Here is a 19766-nt window from a genome sequence, read left to right on the forward strand (position 1 = left end):
TGAATTATGGCTGAGAAAACACGTTACTCGGATGAGGAACTGGAAGAGTTCCGCGAGATAATTAATGAGAAGTTGGCATTGGCAAAACGCGATTATGATCAGATGATGCGCGTTTTGACAAATCAGGACTCTAATGATGTTGATGATACATCACCAACATATAAAGCGTTGGAGGAGGGTAGCACAACACAGTCCAAGGAGGACCTAATTCAGTTTGCCGCACGCCAACAGAAATTTATTCAAGGCTTAAAGGCTGCTCTCGTAAGAATTGAGAACAAGACTTACGGTGTTGATAGAATCACAGGAAAGTTGATACCGAAAGAGCGCCTGAGAGCTGTTCCTCATGCAACGCTCAGTGTAGAGTCTAAAGAGTTGGAGAAAAAAAGAAAGTGAACAGAGTTAAATATTTAACAAAAGGCAGAATGGCCATAATCCTCATTATGGCCATTCTAATTATTGATCAGCTCATAAAGGTATGGGTAAAGACCCATATGTGCCTGCATGAGAGTATTCATGTGACCGACTGGTTTTACATTACCTTCATTGAAAACAATGGTATGGCGTATGGTATGCAGATAGGCTCAAAGTTGCTTTTGTCTCTATTCCGTATGATTGCTATTGGATTTTTGTCTTACTATATCTGGATGCAGAGTAAAAAGCAAGTTAAGTGGGGCTATTTGATTTGCTTGTCTATGATCCTTGCTGGTGCTGCAGGCAATCTTATTGATTGTATGTTCTACGGTCTTTGCTTTGATGCGTCTTCTGCTTACGAAGTCAGCCAGTTTGTTGGATTTGGCAATGGTTATGAATCATTTTTGATGGGTCGTGTGGTAGATATGTTCTATTTCCCGCTCATTGTTACCAACTATCCAGACTGGTTCCCATTTGTTGGTGGTAGTGAGTTTATTTTCTTTAGTCCGGTGTTTAACTTTGCTGATGCCTCGATCTCTGTTGGGGTTGTTGCGCTGCTATTGTTTTACCGTAAGGAGCTTAGTCAAATATCTTTCAAACGTGAATCGTAATTGGATATTGCTATTGGTTGCTTTGTTCTTTTTGGTCGCATGCACGCCAAAGGTTCCAAAGCGTTTCATCCAACCCGATGAGCTGGAGGATATTCTTGTTGAGTATCACCTGGCAAAATCGATGGCTTCTCATGATAAAGACAATCAAGAAAGTTCCGAGGTGTTGCAGCATTTGTATGTCAATGCCGTATTACAAAAGTATGGATACACGCAGGATGATTTCGATTCGTCGATGGTCTATTATTATACTAATGCAGATCGATTTCAGGAAATCTATGAACGTGTTGCCGAAAGACTGGAGAATCAAGCCCTGATACTCGGAGCTTCCGAGGGTGAAATTGGAAAATTCTCATCTCTTGACAACGACGGTGATACTGCTAATATTTGGACAGAACGAAGAACCTTATCACTGATGCCTATTGCACCTTATGATAAATGGTCGTTCGTGATAGATGCTGACACGACCTATAGAAAAGGAGATCGGTTCCTGATGCGTTTCATGAGTGATTATGTCTTCCAGGATGGTTCTAAGAATACCATACTCTATGTGGCTGTCACATACGACAATGATACAACAATCTCACGTAATATTCATTTTTCCAGTTCAGGTCTCACGCAGCTCAATATTCCAGAATACGACGCTGCTAATGTGAAACAGATTCGCGGTTTCTTCTACCTTAAGGGAGACAGAGATCGCTCAACAACAACTCGCTTGTTGTTTATCGATAACATTCAGTTGGTTCGTTTCCATCAACAAAGGTTTGAGTCGAATGATGAAATTGAGAAAGATAGCCTGTCATCAGATAGTCTTTGAGGATTCCACCAGTCAGAAAATGCAACTGGTGGAACTTGAAGATGGGGTCGTGATGCGCTGTTACCCTTTAAAAGGTGAGCAACCCCAGACGGAATGGATGAGTGGTTCAATATATCTCAGACACGACAAGATGGGATTATTGAGGGCTTTCTATGAAAATAAAGAGTTGAAATAACAAACTAAAAACCTTATAGTTTATGAATATGAAAGTACGTTTAGCAATCATGAATTTCCTTGAATTTGCAGTTTGGGGTGCATACCTCACTTGTATGGGAAATTATCTTGGTACAGCAGGACTTGGCAATCAAATAGCCTGGTTTTACGCCATTCAAGGAATTGTGTCTATATTCATGCCTACATTGATGGGTATTGTAGCCGACAAATATATTCAGCCGCAAAGATTGCTCGGATTGTGCCACTTCATGGCTGGCGCTGCCATGCTGGGATGTTGGTGGATTGGAGTGCAAGCTGGTTTTGGTCAGGAGATTGAACATAAGTCGGCTTTCATCGCCATGTATTCTGTTAGTGTGGCATTCTTTATGCCAACCATTGCTTTGACAAATACATCTGCTTTTACTATTTTGAAGGATAACGGAATGGATACCGTCAAAGACTTCCCACCCATTCGTGTTCTCGGAACCGTTGGCTTTATTGCCACGATGTGGTTTGTTAATTGTGCCGTGTGGGAAGATGGCTCTTTCTTTTTCAGTCTTGTAGATAATGACTATAAGTTTCAGTACACCTATATGCAGTTTTTCGTATCTGGTTTCTTGAGCTTGGTGCTGTTTTTGTATTGTTTTACTTTGCCACAGTGTAAGTTAGAAAAGAAGCCCAACTCTTCATTGGCAGAAACCATGGGGTTGAGTGCCTTTAGATTGTTTAAGAAGAAGAAAATGGCTCTGTTCTTTATCTTCTCTGCAATGCTTGGCATGTGCCTTCAGGTGACAAATGGTTTTGCTGGTCCTTTTATCACAAGCTTCAAGGGATGTGCCGATGAAACTATTGCAAATTCTTTTGCTGCCAATAATGCTACGCTGCTTTCGTCTATATCTCAGATTAGTGAGGCTTTGTGCATTCTGATGATTCCATTCTTTTTAAGACGATTTGGCATCAAGATAGTCATGCTCATGTCCATGTTTGCCTGGGTTTTCCGTTTTGGATTCTTCGGTCTTGGCAATCCCGCCATGCCTGGTGTCATCTTGTTTATCTTGTCATGTATTGTATATGGTGTCGCATTCGACTTCTTCAATGTTTCCGGCGGAATCTTTGTTGATCAGGAGTGCGAACCTTCGATAAAAGCATCAGCGCAAGGCCTGTTTATGATGATGACCAATGGTATTGGTGCTACTGTAGGTACGTTGGCCGCAGGCGAGATTGTGAACAGTTATTGTTCTTGGCATGGGAAATACTTGCTTGGCGATTGGCAAACGTGTTGGTTCATCTTTGCAGCTTTTGCCTTGGTCGTTGGTGTTAGTTTCGCATTAGTTTTTAATCCAGAGAAGAAGTAAAGGATGAAGCGCGTTCAACTCAGGTTTGACAGTATTCAACAAGTTGTCGGCGGGGATGGTGTTTCGATTGTCATTCTGACCGACATGGAACGAAAGAATGCCTTGTCTGTTGTATGTGACAGACATATGTCTCTCCAGTTGTCAATGCGTGTCAAGAAATTGAAGATATGCGATAATATGTTACCGGAGACGCTGGTCGGACTGTTAAAGGATAAATACGAGCTAATGATATTTGGCTTGTACGACGGTCAATACCAAGTGGTATTAATGGATGAATATGGTAACTCGCGACGAATACTGATGAGTGATGCAATACTGCTCACAATGATATCAGACACGCCCCTTTATATTGAAGGAACGTTAATGGGACGTCAGTGCGTCCCGTTTGAGGCTGGTGCGAAAGGTATTGCAATTCCTATCAATACGATGGACGTTTCCAGATTAAAACAAGCTTTACAGCGTGCTGTTGATGACGAGAACTATGAATTGGCTTCTCAGCTACGTGATGAAATAAGCAAAAGAGTAGATAAGTAATGAAGGAAGTACGTTATTTTTATGTCCCCAATGCTGATAGTGTCGGTGAATTGCCTGAAGAAGAAGCTGTTCATGCGTTGCGTGTACTTCGACTTAAAACTGGTGATGAGATGATGCTGATGGATGGTAATGGAGTCTTTTATAGAGCTATCGTGACAATGGCATCTTCTAAGAGGTGTCTTTATTCTATTCAAGAATCCTATCCTCAGCAGCGGGCATGGAAAGGTCGTGTTCATCTGGCTATAGCACCTACCAAGATGATGGAACGCATAGAGTGGATGGCAGAGAAAGCTACAGAGATTGGTTTCGATGAGTTGTCTCTATTGAAATGTAAGTTTTCTGAGCGTAAGATCGTCAAGACACCGCGGATAGAAAAGATCGTTATTTCTGCTGTCAAGCAAAGTCGTAAGGCATGGACACCCATTATCAATGAAATGACTTCGTTTGACGATTTCGTTCAGTCGCATCAATCTGGCCGTCGGTATATTGCACATTGTTACGACGAGGTACCCCGGTTAAATTTGTTTGATGAGCTACGCCAACCATGTGAAGATCATGATGCTTTAGTGATGATTGGACCAGAAGGTGATTTCTCGATCGATGAGGTTCGTAGAGCTGTTGATGCTGGTTTTGTTTCTGTCACTTTAGGCGATAGCCGCCTGAGAACCGAGACAGCAGGATTGTCTGCTATTATGATGATGCAATTATCCAAACAGTAGAATTATGAAGAAGATTTTGTTTTTAACTTTGCTTTTAAGCTTATCTGTTAACATTCAGGCTGAAACAAAAAAGATTAGTGAATTATTTAAGCAGATGCCAGATTCTCTGATGCCTTATCTGACTACCAATAATTGTTTGGATATGATAGACTTTCGTGAAGCTGGAATGAAAGCTGAAGTCAACAACCTGTTGGATGGAAACAGTGAGATGACGTACTTAAGCGACGATTCTCTAAGCATTAGAATGAGTGATGCCTTACGTATAGACATGAGCCTCATGATGAAAGACAGTCTTCAAGTATGCGTTCGAAAGACATATATGAATAAAAATAGCCAGATAGAGGTTGTCGTTTCATTTTATACCCCTAACTGGCATTTAATTAATACTACTACGGAAAAAACCTTAGTGTTGAAGCGAGACGAAGAGATGTTTAAGGACTACTAATGTTTTGCCCTCTTATTCATTGGCCTATTGTTCTCCCAGTTCTTCATCATTTTTCTATGGAATCGGTCTTCCGCTTTTAATATATCATATACTTTTGAGGCTGAAAGAGACTTAAGAAATTTCTCGTGATATGCCTTTTGAAGTTCTTTCAGCTCAACATCTATTTGATCTCTTTCCTTAATTGCCTTCAAGCATCCTTTCTCATCTTGAGGTTTTTTCTTAGCTATTGACCTCTGTTTAAGAAACAACAAGCGTTGCTTCTCCCTCATCTCTTTATATATGGGAAAGAATATAGATGCCTCTTGATGAGATAGGTTTGCCTCTTTTGTAATGTATGACACCAATTCGGCTTCAAATTTCTCTGGTGAGAATTTTGCTTGCTGTGCTTGTATGTTAATACTAAAAACAAAAGCAAAGATGAATAGGATTAATTTTTTCATTGTCGTTCCTCCCTTGTTCATTTATAAGTCTGCTAACAGATAAGCGTAGATATCTTGGTTGTCAACCATCGCATAGTCCACCGCATCATCAAAATATGTATCAGACGATTCGATGGTAGTGGTTGCAATTTGTTGTTGAGTTTGCTCAGTACTGTCCTTCATTAAAAATGTTGCACTTAAAACGATGACGCCTGTAAAAACGGCAGCATAGAGTAGGGGTCGCAGATAACGAATGATAGCAGGCTTGCGATTATTTTCAGGAAGTTTTTCCATCATTCTATCCGTGAAGTGTTCAAAATACCCATCAGGGGTGGAGAAGGGATTGTTTCTCCCCATCTTCTGTCTGATATAATCTACTCCTTCGTTCTGCATATTAGTACATTTTTTTTATATAGATGTTTTTAATCGCAAATAGTTTAATCATGTCGCTTAAAAAAATCTTCTATTTTTTTTACTGCAATATGATATGAAGCCTTGAGACCTCCTTCTGTAGTTCCTGTGATCTTGCTAATCTCACTATATTTCATTTCTTCATAATAGCGCAGCATGAATACCGTTTTTTGCACATCCGGCAGTTGTGCTATTGCTTCTTGAAGTTGTGCTTCCGTTTCATCGCCATTGAAATAATGGTCCGCCTGCAATTGATTGGCTATTCCTAAATCAGCATCGTCTGTGCTGAGTGTTGAACGCACCTTCTTCTTCCTCATAAAGTCTAAGGCCTCATTGATGGCTATCCTCGACAGCCAGGTGTAAAGCTTAGCATCTCCATGAAAAGAATCTAATGAATTCCAGGCTTTGATGAATGTATTCTGAAGCACATCGTCTGCGTCTTCGTGGATTAACACGATACGTCGAATTTGCCAATATAGTTTTTCACTATATTGCCTTACCATCAGTTCAAATCCTTTTCTCCTGGTATTTGATTCTTTGATGAGATCACAGATTTGTTGGTCGTTACAAGGCTCCATTATGTTTCTTTTGATGTGCTAAGGTAGAAGGGGTTTAATGGCTTTCAGTATTTGCTTGTCATACTCGTATCGATCTGGCCAATATTCAATAATCTGTGTCTTGGGGTCGGGCAACGCAGTATAGTATCCAATTAATAATGGTATCTCAGGATTCACTCTGTGAGAGTTGATCAACCTGATATTTCTTGCTTCAGATCTATGTTGTTGTAGATAGTTCTGTAGATATCTTTTTCCTTTTTCAGATTCCGGCTTGATGTCCACAGAAAGACGTATCTTGTCCAATGTCCATTCATCTAAATCGGGTAGAACAAACCTGGTCAGGTCAAATGGCTTTTGCACGCGCACACATCCATGCGAGATGGTTCTCCGTTCATTTTGGAATGCTCCCGGGCTATTCGTGTCGTGAAGATATACAGAGAAATGATTAGGGAATCTAAATATGATTCTTCCAAGAGAATTACCAGCTCCGCTTTTCTGACTTATGCGATAACCGCCACTTCGCAGTTGTGTACTGGTAATGTCAATTGGGTTGATGGTATCACCTTCTTTGTTAATAATAGAATAGCGATGACGTGCAAAATAGGCAGAATCACCAGCATGAGCACTCACCTCGTTTTTGATGATACTCATCGGGATGCCCCATTCAGGGTTGAACTGTACTAAGTTGATTTTGCTTATCAGCATTGGTGTTTTTGTATAAAATGCGCCGCAACAGATTTTCATAGACAAAACACTATCGGCTTGCACAGCCCAAAGGGTTTGCGCTGGTATGTTTACAAAGATATGCTTTTCTTCGTTGAGGGGATTGTTCTTCATCTGCCAGCGGCATCTTTCCATGTTAGACAGAAGTTTCTGCCGATGTTCTTTCAGACTGTCATTCTGTAAAGCCCCTTTGAGTTGTGTGTAAATAGGATTGATTGTTTCAACAGATTCCAAGAATTCCAGCACGTCGTCGTTGGTAGCCTTAGAAAAGGCATCCTTTATAAAGACACTATCTGGCAACTGGATGTCAATGTCGAACAGGGGGCGATAGCCACCATTGTTGTCTCGATCTAATCTGTTGTGTAGTCTTAATGGATTCGTAAAACCGAAACGCTGTCCTGATACGTAGGTGAGGTAGGATTTTGACAGATTATACTCAAGCCTTGCCATTGTTCTGTATATGGTGGAACAAGAGTCGGCAATCTGCTCTTTTAGTCTTGTAATGTCCGCCAAGATGCTGTCCACCAAGAACGCATTTCTGCTGAAGCCTATTTCTTCGGTCTTCTTTCCTATTAGCCTAATCAGAGTGTCACTCTTTTCAAGCGCTTCGGGTGAAATGCTCCATAAACATTCTCCACCATCTTGATAATACCTGACGGTCTCCTTATAAGATAATACCGAATCTTTATCGTTTATCAGTATCTGGTCTAATGTGATATGTGCTGAATCAAAGTTTGCAGACAGCGATTCGGCTATTCTGTCATAAGTGTCGTCAACAAACATTCTCTTACAACCACAGACAACAATTGTAAGAAGAACGACAACAATACTTGATATAGTTATTGTACGGTGACTTTGCGTACTACTTTTCCTACTTTTATAATGTAGCACCCTTTTTGCAGATTGTTAATATGTACACGTTGTGAAGAACTCTCTATTTTATATTGTGCAACAGGACGACCTGTGAGTGACACGATTTCCATGGTCATTCCATTTGCTCCCTGAATGATGACAGTTTTCCCTTCAACAATAATCGAAGGTGCGTTGTCCTCAATCTGCTCAGCAACTCCCATCTCTAACACCATATTCATAGCGTAGATAGGTGTAGCTACACTAAGCGTTGTTACACAAAAGAGTATGAGTAATTTTCTTCGCATAGACAATCTTCATTTAATAATTGCTGCAAATGTAGGAATAATATTTGAAAATTCCAAGAAAAAAGTGAAAAAACTATTTCTTTTCACTTTTATTCTTGTGTTCTTGTGGTCTCTTGTGGTGTTCTTTTCTGTTATCTTTCCTGACCACTTTCCCATTGTCTCTTCCTTTATTTCTCTTGTAGTTGTGTCGCCCTTTCCTGCTTTTGCCAGTGCGCTTGTCTTCTTTGACAATCTTGTATTCCGGTCCCTCACCGAGCCCTTCAGGAATAGCGTTTTTCTCTACATCTTTTTCCAAGAATCTCTCGATTTGCTGGAACTGCCTCATGTCCTTTTCGTTGACAAAGGTGATTGCAACTCCATCGCGGTCAGCTCGAGCTGTGCGGCCTATACGGTGAACATAGTCTTCGGCATCATTAGGCACGTCAAAATTAATAACGGTCTGAATGTCGTCGATATCTATTCCACGACTTACTATGTCTGTGGCAACCAACACATCTATCTGCCCAGCCTTGAACTGATACATGACTTCATCTCTCTCTGCCTGGCTAAGGTCAGAGTGCATCGGTGCACAGTTGATTTTCATTTTTTGAAGCGTGCGATTGATTTCTTTCACACGTTCTTTCTTTCCGCAAAAGATGATGACACGCTTAAAGCCTCCCAGTTTGAAGAGATGCTCGATGATTTTCACTTTCTGAGGATCGTAGCAAACATAAGCAGACTGCTTAATCTTTTCGGCTGGCTTGCTCACTTTTAGCTTCACCTCTACCGGATTTTTAAGAAGTGATACGGCTAATTCTCGAATTTTTGCGGGCATGGTTGCCGAGAACATGACCTTCTGACAATTTTGGGGAAGCAACTTGTTGATCTGCATGATGTCCTCCGAAAAACCCATGTCCAACATACGGTCAGCTTCGTCTAGCACAAAGAACGATGTTTTTGATAAATCAAGATTTCCAACCTTTAGATGACTTAGGAGTCTTCCCGGTGTTGCAATTACGACCGGTGCACCACCACGAAGACTCTTGATTTCTTGGTCAAAACGCGAGCCGTCATTGCCGCCATAAACTGCGATAGATGACACATTGTCAAGGTAGTAGCTGAAACCTTCCATGGCTTGGTCTATCTGTTGCGCCAATTCGCGAGTCGGAGACATAATGATACAATTAATGGCATCATCAGGGAATCCACCATCGTCAAGCATACTGAGTATGGGTAGCAGATAGGCTGCCGTTTTTCCTGTGCCAGTTTGTGCGACACCTAATACGTCGTGTCCGTCAAGTATTTCTGGAATGCACTTTTCCTGTATAGGAGTCATTTCGTCAAAGTGCATGTCATAGAGTGCGTCGAGAATGTTGTCGTTTAAATATGTTTCTTCAAATGTCATAATCAATTAGGTGCTTGCCTATAACAGTAATAGGCGATTAGTGCATACAATATGTTGGGAATCCATACAGCCAGAATGGGAGGAGCGCTGGCATTGATGGCAAATGTAGAACTGACGGTTTGTAGCAGGATATATGAGAACGATAGTCCAAGACCTATTCCCAGATATAATCCCATACCACCTTTCCGCTTTCTTGATGATAGCGATGCTCCAATGATTGTCAGGATGAATGAAGCGAAGGATGTTGCTATACGTTTGTGGTATTCCACTTCATACTGAACCACATTGACTGAGCCACGCTCTTGCTGCTTGTTAATGTAGCGTTTGAGCTCGGGCGAAGTGAATGTTTCTTGCTGTCCTTTTGAGTACACCAAGTCCATCGGTTCCATAATGATGGTTGTATCCATTTCTGTCCCCGTGGTGATATGCTCGCGCAATCCTTTGAGTGTCCTTATTTTATAGTTGATTGCTTTCCACTGATAGCGTGAGTCGCTGATGGTATCATACTGAATCACGTTTGCCGTCATGTGACTCACCAGCTTTTTGTCTTCAAACTTGTCAAGTGTAAAACCATAACCTCGTTTCGTCAGGTTGTCATACGACTGCATAAACGCGATGACGCCTGGCCCTACTTGAAGTTGCACATTCACTGCCGAGGTGGTTTTACGCTTGTTTTTATACTGAGTTTCAAAGTTCTGCCTTACCACATTTCCTTTGGGAATGAGGAATGCCGACAAATAGAAATTCAGTCCTGCGATGATCGCTGCCGAGATCAGGTAGGGCCTCAAGAGTCTTTTGAAACTTGTGCCTGAAGCCAACATGGCTATAATCTCAGAGTTGCCGGCCAATTTCGACGTAAAGAATATGACGGCTATGAACACAAACAGCGGTGAGAAAAGACTGGCATAGTAGGGGATGAAGTTGGCATAATAGTCGAAGATAATGGCCTTCCATGGCGCATGATTATTAGAGAACTTAGCAAGGTTCTCATTGAAATCAAACACGATGGAGATAGATATAATCAAGAAGATGGAATAGATATAGGTTCCAATAAACTTTGAGATGATATACCTGTCGATGCGTGTCAGTAATAGTTTGGCAGGATTTTGAATCTTCAACTTGTGTATCTTCATACCCTACGTCCTAAATTATCAATTACCGAACGTTTCCACATCGAGAAGTCCCCTTGTTCAATATGCTTTCTCGCATCAGTCACCAGTCGCAGATAGAAGGCGAGGTTATGGATCGATGCTATCTGCATGGCCAACAGTTCTTGTGCTTTAAAGAGGTGGTGCAGGTAGGCCTTGCTGTGAAGTCGGTCAATGTCGCATCCGTCAGGGTCAATGGGCGAGAAGTCCTGTTCCCATTTTTTGTTACGAATGTTGATCGTTCCTTCATAAGTAAATAGCATGGCATTGCGACCGTTGCGGGTCGGCATGACACAGTCAAACATATCAACGCCACGTTCTATACCTTCCAGTATATTCTGTGGTGTTCCTACGCCCATCAAGTAGCGTGGCTTGTCTTTAGGCAGTATGGCGTTCACCACCTCAATCATGTCGTACATCACCTCTGTGGGTTCGCCAACAGCTAATCCACCGATTGCATTTCCATCGGCTCCTTTGTCTGCCACATGCTTTGCAGCTTCTTGACGTAGATCCCTAAACGTACAGCCTTGCACAATAGGGAACAAACTTTGCTGGTGTCCGTAGATGGGTTCTGTTTCGTTGAATCGCTTGATGCAGCGGTCCAACCAACGTTGTGTCAGTCCCAGACTTTTCTTCGCATACTGATAGTCGCTTTGTCCTGGTGGACATTCGTCGAAAGCCATCATGATGTCAGCACCGATGATTCGCTCTGTGTCCATCACATTCTCTGGCGTGAAGAAGTGCTTTGAGCCATCTATGTGTGAACGAAACTCGCATCCTTCCTCTCTCAGTTTGCGGATTCCTGTCAGCGAGAACACCTGAAAACCGCCAGAGTCTGTCAGTATCGGACGATTCCAAGTATTGAAGCGGTGAAGTCCGCCAGCCTTTTTCAAGGTGTCCAATCCGGGACGCAGGTATAAGTGATAAGTGTTGCCCAAAATGATTTGTGCCTTCACCTGTTCACGGAGTTCTGAGAAGTGAACACCTTTCACGCTACCACACGTGCCTACAGGCATAAAGATAGGTGTCTTTATTTGTCCGTGATCCGTTGTTATCACACCTGCACGTGCGTCACTATAAGGATCTGTATGTTGTAGTTCAAACGTCATGTCTCTTATTGTTCTTTTTCTTCAATCTTGAATGTCAGCGGGTGCTCCACTATTTCATCGGTCAGGGCGAAGTTCCAGACGTCCTGAACATTTTCTACGTAGTGGAAGCTGACACCCTTCAGGTACATGTCGGGAATCTCTAAGATGTCTTTCTCGTTTTCCTTACACATCACGATGTCTGTGATGCCGGCGCGCTTGGCTGCCAGTATCTTCTCCTTGATACCGCCCACGGGCAGAACCTTTCCGCGCAGGGTAATCTCGCCGGTCATGGCCGTGTTCTTGCGCACCTTGCGTTGTGTCAGTGCCGAAGCGATAGAGGTAGCAATGGTAATACCTGCCGAAGGCCCATCTTTAGGCGTTGCACCTTCGGGCACATGAATATGGATGTTCCAATTGTCGAAGATGCGATAATCAATCTTGAGCGTGTCGGCATGCGCCTTGACATATTCCAAAGCCAACACTGCCGATTCTTTCATGACGTCGCCAAGGTTTCCGGTCAGTGTCAGTTTTGAACCTTTGCCTTTGCTGAGCGAAGTCTCGATGAACAGAATCTCGCCGCCGACGCTGGTCCAAGCCAAGCCCGTAACGACACCAGCATAGTCGTTACCCTGATAGATGTCGCGGTAGAAAGGTGGTTTGCCCAGCAAATCCTCCAGTGAGTCGGGAGTTATCTTCCAGTTCTGCTCCGCGTTCTCCATCTGGCGTTTGAAGGCCAACTTGCGCATCGCCTTGTTGATTTGCTTCTCCAACTGTCTGACGCCGCTCTCTCTCGTGTACTGCTCAATGATTTTTTCAATGGCAGCCTTGTTGAATTTGGGCTTTTCAGGCAGGGTCTGCAGACCCGTGTTGTCCAGTTCGCGGGGAATCAAGTGGCGCTTGGCAATTTCTATTTTCTCTTCTGTGATATAGCCACTGACCTCAATGATTTCCATTCGGTCCAGCAGAGGGCGGGGAATCGTGCTTAGATTGTTGGCCGTTGCGATGAACAGCACTTTCGACAAGTCGTAGTCCACATCCAAGAAGTTATCGTGAAAAGCTGTGTTTTGTTCTGGGTCAAGCACCTCGAGCAGTGCAGAAGCAGGGTCACCGTTAATGGTGTTCTGAGTCACTTTGTCAATCTCGTCCAGTATGAAGACGGGGTTAGAGCTGCCAGCCTTCTGAATGCTCTTGATGATTCGTCCGGGCATGGCGCCGACATAGGTACGGCGATGACCTCTAATCTCAGCTTCGTCATGAAGACCACCCAGCGAGACACGAACGTATTTACGTTTCATGGCTTCGGCAATTGATTTGCCGAGCGAAGTCTTACCAACGCCTGGAGGGCCATAGAGACACAGGATGGGCGACTTCAAGTCACCACGAAGCGACAACACTGCCATATATTCAAGGATGCGCTCCTTCACTTTTTCCATACCATAATGGTCGTGGTCCAGAATCTTGTGAGCACGCTGAAGGTTCAGGTCGTCTTCAGTATATTCGCCCCAAGGGAGTGAAACGAACGTCTGAAGGTAGTTGAGCTGCACGTTGTAGTCAGGACTTTGCGTCGAGAGCGTGTCCAGTTTGCTCAACTCCTTATTGAAGATTTTCTGTATCTCTTCAGACCATTTCTTCTTTTTGGCCTTCTTTATCAACTCACTTTTCTCTGGCGACTGCTCGTTACCCATCTCTGCCTGTAGGTTCTTGATCTGCTGCTGCAGGAAATAGTTTTTCTGCTGTTCGTCCAGATCTTCGCGGGTCTTGTTTCTGATGTCAGCTTTCAGATTCTGCAGATTGATTTCTCTGTTCATCGCCTTCATCGTGCCAAACAGACGTTCTTTCATTGACTCGGCTTCAAGAAGAGTCATTTTCTCTTTGGTTCCGAACGGCATGTTGGAGCAGACGAAGTTCAATGCCATCACATCATTGCGAATGTTTTGTATTGCAAAAGAGAAGTCATCGGGAATTTCTTCCGTCACCGAGATATATTCGCTGGTCATTTTGCGCAAATCGTCCATAGCGGTTTTCCACTCGCGATCGCGCTTGTCTGGCTGAATCTCTGGTGCTTGCTTCGTATAACCAATCAAGTAGGGCGTGTCTTTAATGATGTCATACAGTCTCAGACGGCCTAAGCCCTGCATGATAACCGTTACCGAACCATTGGGCAGCGTCAGCTGTTTCACCACTCGTGCATATACGCCATATTCGTACAGGTCTTCCATCGTTGGTTCTTCCACCTCTGGGTCACGCTGGCTGACCACACCGATAACGCCATTCGTCTTTTCGGCTTTCTTGATGAGTTTCAAACTTGATTCTCTGCCAATCAGTATCGGCGATACTACACCAGGAAACAAAACCATGTTTCTAACGGCAAGTATGGGTACCTCGTTGGGGGTTTCAATATTTGTCAAATCCATAAAGTCCCCTTCTATATCTGCGATCATTGAAAAGGGCTTGTTTTGCTGATTATCGCTCATGTTTATTTTTATCTGTATCATTTTGAAGTGCAAAGGTACTAAATTTAATTGATAATTTCGAAAGCTTCATTGATAATTAACAAAAAATGTATAACTTTGCGGCGTTAATTATGGCAAACGACTTCTTTCGGTTTAAGCGGTTTATCATCTTTCAAGGGCGATGCGCCATGAAGGTGGGAACAGACGGCACCTTGCTTGGGGCTTGGGCAAGGGGTGGAAAACAGATACTTGACATTGGCACTGGTACGGGGCTGATAGCACTGATGATGGCTCAGCGGTTTCCTAATGCGCAAATTTCGGGTGTTGAGATTGACGAGCAAGCTTTCGGGCAGGCGCTGGAGAATGTGGCTGCATCGCCTTTTGCAGATCGGATCGCAGTCATACATCAAGACTTCTGTCAAGGTATTGGTGGACAACAGTTCGACGCCATTGTGTCTAATCCGCCATTCTTCGATCAGGCGTTGGAGTCGCCAGATGTGCAGCGCACAGCTGCAAGACACACATCGTCTTTGTCGTATCGAGAATTGATGACGGGCGCCTACAATTTGTTGTCGGAAGACGGACATTTCTCTGTCGTTATACCTGCCGACCATCGGTCGAAGTTAGAGACTGAAGCATACCTTGCCGGATTCTTTATATCAAGAGTATGTGCAGTGAAGACATCGCTTCGAAAACCCGTCAAGCGCTATCTCTTAGAATTCTGTAAGAAGGCTGTAGGGCTGCAACGAGAAGAGATAGTGATAGGATCTGAATTATATCAAGAACTGGTAAACGAATTTTACTTATGAAAGTTGCACTGATACAATTAGATTCTCAGTGGTGTGATGTTCGTCAAAACATTGCTCGTGCCTCACAATACATGCGTGATGTCGAAGCAGATATGTATGTTCTGCCTGAAATGTGGTCAACAGGATTTGTGATTAAGCCGCAAGGTGTTGCAGAGTCTGAATCAACTTCTACTTCATTGCAGTGGATGCGTGAGATGGCATTCGAAAAGGATTGTGCCATCTGTGGCAGTTTGGCTGTCTCACTGGCAGATGGAAGTTATCGTAACAGACATTATTTCGTGACCAAGAATAGCAGCTTCTTTTATGACAAAAAGCACTTGTTTAGTCATGGTAAAGAGGACCTAAACTATCAGCATGGCGATGTTCCTGTCATTGTGAAGTACAAGGATTTTCGTTTGTTGTTGCAGACGTGCTACGATCTCCGTTTCCCTTGTTTCTCACGTTACGGACGTGCTGGCGAATACGATGCTATTGTTTATGTTGCTAATTGGCCTTCGTCTCGACGACTTGCATGGGATGTCCTTCTCAAAGCTCGGGCCATTGAGAATCAGTGTTACGTAATTGGCGTAAACCGTGTGGGCAGCGATGAAACGTGCATTTACGATGGCGGCAGTGCTGTGATTGATCCTTTAGGCCGGATATTGGTTGACGCCAAGGATAAAGAAAACGTATCTTCTGCTGAGCTATCGTTGGACAACCTACAGAAGATACGTAGTCGTTTCAGGGTTTTGGATGACCGCGACTTATTTACATATTAGTCTTACCTTACTGGCTAAGCCGCTCTTTACGGGTTCCCATTTGTCGTATAATGTCTTCTTATAGTTGATGTCAACGACATTGATTTCTTCCATTTTGCGCCATTTCACGCCCTGTCTGTCCAGTTCGCTAATGCGATTGGCTGGTAGGTTGGTGACTTCAATGCGCAGTTCGTTATGTCCGGCTTTCAGTTTTCCTTTGGTGTCGAGTACAAAAGGAACGGCCCATGCACAGCCAACAAACTGACCGTTGATATATACACGGGCAGATTCTCTTACGTCGCCTAAGTCGATATACCAGTCAGCATCCGACTGTTTCTTGGTCAGGTCGAAACTGGTGGTGTAAACTCCTGTACCCATCAGCGTGCGCGTCTGGTCGTCAAGGTTCTCCCATGTCTGCAACTTGTCGAGTTGATAGGTTTTGTTCATTTGGGGTGTTTCCTCTGTGAAGGTAAGTGTCCACTTTCCGTCAATCTCGATATTATCTTGTTTGGCCTTGCCTGAACAAGACTTTACTTTCACCTCAAGTGGTGAGCTGAAAACTTGAAGTATCATCGATTCGCCGCTATGCAGGCGCATCACGATGCCGTTGTCGTTGATATCGGCATCCGTTATTTCGCCATTCATTGGGTTAAACCATTTCGCGTCTTTGAAGGGTACGGCCAGTTTCACGTCTTCCTCAACATCATGAGGCGTTAAATTGGCTATGAAATAATGATAGCCGTTGGCATTCTTGCGTCTGATCAGTTTCAATCCGCATAACGTCTTCATTTGTTCAGGTCTTGCATATTGCGCCATCTTCTGTGTGTCTTCACCATAGATAATATACGGCGACAGACGCTCCAACTCGCGCTTTAGCTCAGATGTGATGGTTGTCCCCGTAGGAATGATGATGGCTTTGTATTGCGTACCAGCCTCGGTGACAAGTTGTTGACCTTTGACGGTGACTTTAGACAGCAGCTTGTCGCTAATGTAATCACAGTCGTAGCCAGCCTTTTCGATGGCGAGAATACTTTGAATAAACTCTGGAGCCAGTTGACCCATGGCATGGATTGAGAATTGCATGAGCAACTTGTTGATGTTTTTCTTCCACATATCCCTAACGGGAAGATACACCAGGAAGTCGTTGTCTGGTTCACCCCATTGCAGGAAATTCTGACATCTTGACACATAGTCCATGAAGAACGGGGCATCACGCCAAATGCTGTTGGTTGGTGACATGTCGATTGAGGCATAGAATTTCCATCCTGGCCACTCGTCGTCTTTTGGCGAATAGCAGGTGCCGTGGAAAAACATGTGGTTGACGCCGGCACAGAACATCAGGTCGATGTCGGGTTTCAACTGCGACAACGACGTGCGAAAGTGTTCCGTCAGCCAAGTAAATGTCTCGCTCGATGTGAAGGGCTTGCCGCAGATGTGTGCCGCAGAAGGCGCATATTTCAGCATAGAGAAGTCTGAATCGTTCTTGCGCGTCTTGCCAGGATCCTGACGCAGTCCCTTGATGCCAAAGTCAGACAGTCCGAATCCTTCGATCTCGGGAATGTCCACTGCTGCATAACAGTCAATCAGGTTGGCTGGAGAACCGTGTGCCTGATTGCGGGTGATGGCACCATGAGCATGTGCCCACGCTGTCCATTGCTCGGTGAAGTTCTCCAGTAACAGTTCGCCCAGCGTCTCGCGATAGTCAGATAGCACCTTGGACTCGTAGGCAATCAGTTCTGGCAAGTGTTCTTCCAGCTTGTAGCCTCTGCGCTTTTCAAACTCTTGGAGCAATGAGGGCGTCCATGTCGCATCAGCCACCTCATAACTATCGTTGAAAAAGGTGTGAGGGTAGGGTGTCTTTGTTTGCTCGAAGGCTTTCTCGATATGTTTCAGATAGTGGGCCACAGCTTGACGATCGAAGTGGTCTATTACTAATCCTTCGCCCCCAGGAGCCGCACGTTTCACTTTCATCACACCATATTTAATAAATAATGCGATGACCTTTTCGGCCCCAAGCTGGTTTTTCTTTAACTGCAACCTATTGTGCTCGATCTGGTCAGTTACGTCTGTAGCTGTACCATCGGGTCTGTAGAGCATCACCTTATGCAGGAATGCATTCTTTGAATCCTTTTCCGAGGGCGGGATATCTATGGTCGTTTGACCGTCAATAGCATTCTCTACAAATACCGCCCGGCAGGCACTTTCCTCAAGTGGCACCCACGGCCCGCCGAAAGGCCATCCAGTACCGGTCGCCATATCCAGTTCGATACCGTTTCGTTCGGCCTGTTGTCCCGTGTATTGCAACATCTCCATCCACCTCTCGGAGAGGTAGGGAATGTTGTTCTTCTCGTTACCTTGAACACCATAGAGCGGGGTTATCTCGACGGCACCGATGCCATGTTTGGCATATTCGTGAAGGTTCCACTTCAGGTTCTCCTTGTCAACGGCCGATCCAAGCCACCACCAACGAGTGCCAGCCTTGGTCTCTGCAGTTTGTGTGGGCCAAGATTGCGCCATCACAGATGCAGATAACAGGGTAGATGCAAATAATAGTAATGTCTTTTTCATTAGTTTCCGTCAGGTTTTGTCAATTCTGAAATCTTTGCAGGTGCCCAGTTAAACGACTTCCAGTCATCTGGTTGTTCGGGGGTAAAGTCATTCCAGTCATCACGTAGATGCTGCACCAGAGGAAGATTCAGAGCCTTGATGCCCATGATAACACATTTAGCCACTTCATATGCTCCAAAGGTATTGAAGTGTGTGTTGTCTGCCAGCGCCTCGGGCTGGTTAGGGAATGTATTAGCAGGATAATGAACTAACAGTCGTTTAGAGCCTTCAAAGCCCATGGTCTCGAAAAGGGTCTTGGTCATGGCGTTGAGATCTATGACGGGCACCTTCTCCAATTCAGCAACCATTTTCATGGCAGCGGGAAAATCGCCATGCGTGTTGCGTATGGTTTTGTTGTCTTTTTCAAAGAATCGGCGCTGTGTCGGAGTGCAGAAAACAATCTCTGCACCTTTGTCGCGCACCTTATCAACGAAAATTTTCAGCTGATACTGATAGTGATACCATGCACCATCGCCTGCTCGCTTTTCCTTTTCATCGTTGTGGCCGAACTCTACAAAGACATAGTCGCCTGCCTTCAGCGTAGAGAGTATTTTCTCCAATCTGTAAGAGTCGATGAATGTACGGGCGGTGAGTCCGCTCTCGGCATGATTCGAAACAGCCACGCCATCGTTAAACCAGCGTGTGATCATCTGTCCCCACGAAGCCCAAGGTTCGAAGTTCTGATCCACGACCGTAGAGTTGCCACACAAGTATAGCGTAGGCACATTGGCGGGTTCGATGTGAATGCGCTTGACGGCAGGATTTGTGCCGTTGACTTCCAGCGTCAGTTTGTCGTCCCAGGCCAGATAGTCTTTCTCGCGGTCCTTGATCTTCACACGACGCTTTTCGTCAATCTGTGGCGAGCGTTTGTTCACCACAAACGACACGACGCGTGTTTCTTTCGCCTTGTTGGTGGTGATACTGTCCATCATCAGTCGTCTTCCTTCGGCTCTCAGGGTGGTGTTGCTGTTCTTCTTGCCACCCAAGGTCACCGTCACCAAGTAGTTTCCGTCTGGCACTTTCACGCTGAAGTAGAACGGCTCTGCCGGATGCTTCTTGTCGGGTGCCGGTAGAAGGTCATAGCCTAAACCTTTCTCATTCGTATAGACGGGTTGTGGCTTTGCCAGATCAAAATCAAAAGATTGAGCTTTTGTAGCTTCTGTTGCAGACAACAAAGCTGCAATCATTGTTAAAGTGTTTAAGTAGATATGTTTCATCTTGCAAAGATACA

Annotated in this window: 20 protein-coding genes and 1 pseudogene; 10 read left to right on the forward strand and 11 right to left on the reverse strand. The window is 44.2% G+C overall.

What is annotated here, in order from left to right; all coding sequences use genetic code 11:
• Positions 1-6 precede the first annotated feature (6 nt).
• From L6472_RS06615 to L6472_RS06650, 8 genes are read left to right on the forward strand one after another with little or no spacing between them, the layout of a single operon-like run.
• Positions 7-393, forward strand: a complete 387-nt coding sequence (locus L6472_RS06615; RefSeq protein WP_237807919.1) for a TraR/DksA family transcriptional regulator — start codon at positions 7-9, stop codon at positions 391-393.
• Positions 390-1022 carry a lipoprotein signal peptidase gene (locus tag L6472_RS06620; RefSeq protein WP_255777110.1) on the forward strand — a complete coding sequence of 211 codons (633 nt, stop codon included), beginning with the start codon at positions 390-392 and terminating at the stop codon, positions 1020-1022. The genes L6472_RS06615 and L6472_RS06620 overlap by 4 nt, the downstream gene beginning before the upstream one ends.
• On the forward strand, positions 1012-1836 hold the full coding sequence (locus tag L6472_RS06625) for a DUF4296 domain-containing protein (RefSeq protein WP_237807921.1): 825 nt from the start codon (positions 1012-1014) through the stop codon (positions 1834-1836). Before L6472_RS06620 ends, L6472_RS06625 begins: the two co-directional genes overlap by 11 nt.
• A complete protein-coding gene (locus L6472_RS06630; RefSeq protein WP_237807922.1) occupies positions 1793-2011 on the forward strand; it encodes a hypothetical protein in 219 nt (72 codons plus the stop codon). The genes L6472_RS06625 and L6472_RS06630 overlap by 44 nt, the downstream gene beginning before the upstream one ends.
• A gap of 22 nt (positions 2012-2033) precedes the next feature.
• On the forward strand, positions 2034-3344 hold the full coding sequence (locus L6472_RS06635) for an MFS transporter (RefSeq protein ID WP_237807923.1): 1311 nt from the start codon (positions 2034-2036) through the stop codon (positions 3342-3344).
• Between the two features lie 3 nt (positions 3345-3347).
• Positions 3348-3878, forward strand: a complete 531-nt coding sequence (locus L6472_RS06640; RefSeq protein WP_237807924.1) for a UvrB/UvrC motif-containing protein — start codon at positions 3348-3350, stop codon at positions 3876-3878.
• Positions 3878-4597: a 16S rRNA (uracil(1498)-N(3))-methyltransferase gene (locus L6472_RS06645; protein WP_237807925.1), complete on the forward strand. Its 720-nt coding sequence runs from the start codon at positions 3878-3880 to the stop codon at positions 4595-4597. Before L6472_RS06640 ends, L6472_RS06645 begins: the two co-directional genes overlap by 1 nt.
• Positions 4598-4601: 4 nt before the next feature.
• On the forward strand, positions 4602-5042 hold the full coding sequence (locus L6472_RS06650) for a DUF3256 family protein (RefSeq protein WP_237807927.1): 441 nt from the start codon (positions 4602-4604) through the stop codon (positions 5040-5042).
• On the opposite strand, the gene L6472_RS06655 is transcribed toward L6472_RS06650, so the two are convergent.
• The 9 genes and pseudogenes from L6472_RS06655 to lon all read right to left on the reverse strand — a co-directional run bounded on the left by L6472_RS06655 (position 5039) and on the right by lon (position 14403).
• Complete coding sequence (locus L6472_RS06655) at positions 5039-5482, reverse strand: hypothetical protein (protein ID WP_237807929.1); 444 nt, start codon at positions 5480-5482, stop codon at positions 5039-5041. The two genes, L6472_RS06650 and L6472_RS06655, sit on opposite strands and share 4 nt — an antisense overlap.
• 21 nt (positions 5483-5503) lie before the next feature.
• Complete coding sequence (locus tag L6472_RS06660) at positions 5504-5854, reverse strand: hypothetical protein (RefSeq protein ID WP_237807931.1); 351 nt, start codon at positions 5852-5854, stop codon at positions 5504-5506.
• A gap of 44 nt (positions 5855-5898) precedes the next feature.
• Positions 5899-6450 carry an RNA polymerase sigma factor gene (locus tag L6472_RS06665; RefSeq protein ID WP_237807932.1) on the reverse strand — a complete coding sequence of 184 codons (552 nt, stop codon included), beginning with the start codon at positions 6448-6450 and terminating at the stop codon, positions 5899-5901.
• Between the two features lie 18 nt (positions 6451-6468).
• On the reverse strand, positions 6469-7935 hold the full coding sequence (locus L6472_RS06670; RefSeq protein WP_237807934.1) for a L,D-transpeptidase family protein: 1467 nt from the start codon (positions 7933-7935) through the stop codon (positions 6469-6471).
• Positions 7936-7991: 56 nt separating this feature from the next.
• Positions 7992-8309, reverse strand: coding sequence for a T9SS type A sorting domain-containing protein (locus L6472_RS06675; protein WP_237807936.1), 318 nt, complete (start codon positions 8307-8309; stop codon positions 7992-7994).
• Between the two features lie 88 nt (positions 8310-8397).
• Positions 8398-9693: pseudogene (locus L6472_RS06680) on the reverse strand (DEAD/DEAH box helicase); the annotation flags it as partial.
• Positions 9694-9695: 2 nt separating this feature from the next.
• On the reverse strand, positions 9696-10826 hold the full coding sequence (locus L6472_RS06685) for an LptF/LptG family permease (protein ID WP_237807938.1): 1131 nt from the start codon (positions 10824-10826) through the stop codon (positions 9696-9698).
• Positions 10823-11950, reverse strand: a complete 1128-nt coding sequence (gene tgt / locus L6472_RS06690) for a tRNA guanosine(34) transglycosylase Tgt (RefSeq protein ID WP_237807940.1) — start codon at positions 11948-11950, stop codon at positions 10823-10825. The genes L6472_RS06685 and tgt overlap by 4 nt, the downstream gene beginning before the upstream one ends.
• A gap of 5 nt (positions 11951-11955) precedes the next feature.
• Positions 11956-14403 carry an endopeptidase La gene (lon, locus tag L6472_RS06695; RefSeq protein ID WP_370640910.1) on the reverse strand — a complete coding sequence of 816 codons (2448 nt, stop codon included), beginning with the start codon at positions 14401-14403 and terminating at the stop codon, positions 11956-11958.
• A gap of 110 nt (positions 14404-14513) precedes the next feature.
• Here lon and L6472_RS06700 point away from each other — a divergent pair, with 110 nt between their 5' ends.
• The gene (locus L6472_RS06700) at positions 14514-15191 is read left to right on the forward strand and encodes a tRNA1(Val) (adenine(37)-N6)-methyltransferase (protein WP_237803670.1); all 678 of its coding nucleotides are present in this window, start codon (positions 14514-14516) and stop codon (positions 15189-15191) included.
• The gene (locus L6472_RS06705) at positions 15188-15949 is read left to right on the forward strand and encodes a nitrilase-related carbon-nitrogen hydrolase (RefSeq protein WP_237803672.1); all 762 of its coding nucleotides are present in this window, start codon (positions 15188-15190) and stop codon (positions 15947-15949) included. The genes L6472_RS06700 and L6472_RS06705 overlap by 4 nt, the downstream gene beginning before the upstream one ends.
• Here the strand turns inward: L6472_RS06705 and L6472_RS06710 are convergent.
• Positions 15935-18496, reverse strand: coding sequence for a glycosyl hydrolase (locus L6472_RS06710; RefSeq protein ID WP_237803673.1), 2562 nt, complete (start codon positions 18494-18496; stop codon positions 15935-15937). The two genes, L6472_RS06705 and L6472_RS06710, sit on opposite strands and share 15 nt — an antisense overlap.
• Entirely contained in the window at positions 18496-19752 is a 1257-nt protein-coding gene (locus L6472_RS06715; RefSeq protein WP_237803674.1) for a rhamnogalacturonan acetylesterase, read from the reverse strand. The genes L6472_RS06710 and L6472_RS06715 overlap by 1 nt, the downstream gene beginning before the upstream one ends.
• Between the last annotated feature and the right edge of the window lie 14 nt (positions 19753-19766).

The sequence above is a fragment of the Prevotella sp. E13-17 genome (genome assembly GCF_022024035.1).
Classification (GTDB): Bacteria; Bacteroidota; Bacteroidia; order Bacteroidales; family Bacteroidaceae; genus Prevotella.

Excerpts from the sequence above, each read along its gene's own strand:
- L6472_RS06635 (WP_237807923.1), top strand. The coding sequence starts at position 2,034 with ATGAATATGAAAGTACGTTTAGCAATCATGAATTTCCTTGAATTTGCA.
- L6472_RS06700 (WP_237803670.1), top strand. The coding sequence starts at position 14,514 with ATGGCAAACGACTTCTTTCGGTTTAAGCGGTTTATCATCTTTCAAGGG.
- L6472_RS06665 (WP_237807932.1), bottom strand. The coding sequence starts at position 6,450 with ATGGAGCCTTGTAACGACCAACAAATCTGTGATCTCATCAAAGAATCA.
- tgt (WP_237807940.1), bottom strand. The coding sequence starts at position 11,950 with ATGACGTTTGAACTACAACATACAGATCCTTATAGTGACGCACGTGCA.
- L6472_RS06710 (WP_237803673.1), bottom strand. The coding sequence starts at position 18,496 with ATGAAAAAGACATTACTATTATTTGCATCTACCCTGTTATCTGCATCT.
- L6472_RS06685 (WP_237807938.1), bottom strand. The coding sequence starts at position 10,826 with ATGAAGATACACAAGTTGAAGATTCAAAATCCTGCCAAACTATTACTG.
- L6472_RS06615 (WP_237807919.1), top strand. The coding sequence starts at position 7 with ATGGCTGAGAAAACACGTTACTCGGATGAGGAACTGGAAGAGTTCCGC.
- L6472_RS06675 (WP_237807936.1), bottom strand. The coding sequence starts at position 8,309 with ATGCGAAGAAAATTACTCATACTCTTTTGTGTAACAACGCTTAGTGTA.
- L6472_RS06670 (WP_237807934.1), bottom strand. The coding sequence starts at position 7,935 with ATGTTTGTTGACGACACTTATGACAGAATAGCCGAATCGCTGTCTGCA.
- L6472_RS06650 (WP_237807927.1), top strand. The coding sequence starts at position 4,602 with ATGAAGAAGATTTTGTTTTTAACTTTGCTTTTAAGCTTATCTGTTAAC.
- L6472_RS06645 (WP_237807925.1), top strand. The coding sequence starts at position 3,878 with ATGAAGGAAGTACGTTATTTTTATGTCCCCAATGCTGATAGTGTCGGT.
- L6472_RS06630 (WP_237807922.1), top strand. The coding sequence starts at position 1,793 with ATGATGAAATTGAGAAAGATAGCCTGTCATCAGATAGTCTTTGAGGAT.
- L6472_RS06705 (WP_237803672.1), top strand. The coding sequence starts at position 15,188 with ATGAAAGTTGCACTGATACAATTAGATTCTCAGTGGTGTGATGTTCGT.
- L6472_RS06655 (WP_237807929.1), bottom strand. The coding sequence starts at position 5,482 with ATGAAAAAATTAATCCTATTCATCTTTGCTTTTGTTTTTAGTATTAAC.
- L6472_RS06715 (WP_237803674.1), bottom strand. The coding sequence starts at position 19,752 with ATGAAACATATCTACTTAAACACTTTAACAATGATTGCAGCTTTGTTG.
- L6472_RS06660 (WP_237807931.1), bottom strand. The coding sequence starts at position 5,854 with ATGCAGAACGAAGGAGTAGATTATATCAGACAGAAGATGGGGAGAAAC.
- lon (WP_370640910.1), bottom strand. The coding sequence starts at position 14,403 with ATGAGCGATAATCAGCAAAACAAGCCCTTTTCAATGATCGCAGATATA.
- L6472_RS06640 (WP_237807924.1), top strand. The coding sequence starts at position 3,348 with ATGAAGCGCGTTCAACTCAGGTTTGACAGTATTCAACAAGTTGTCGGC.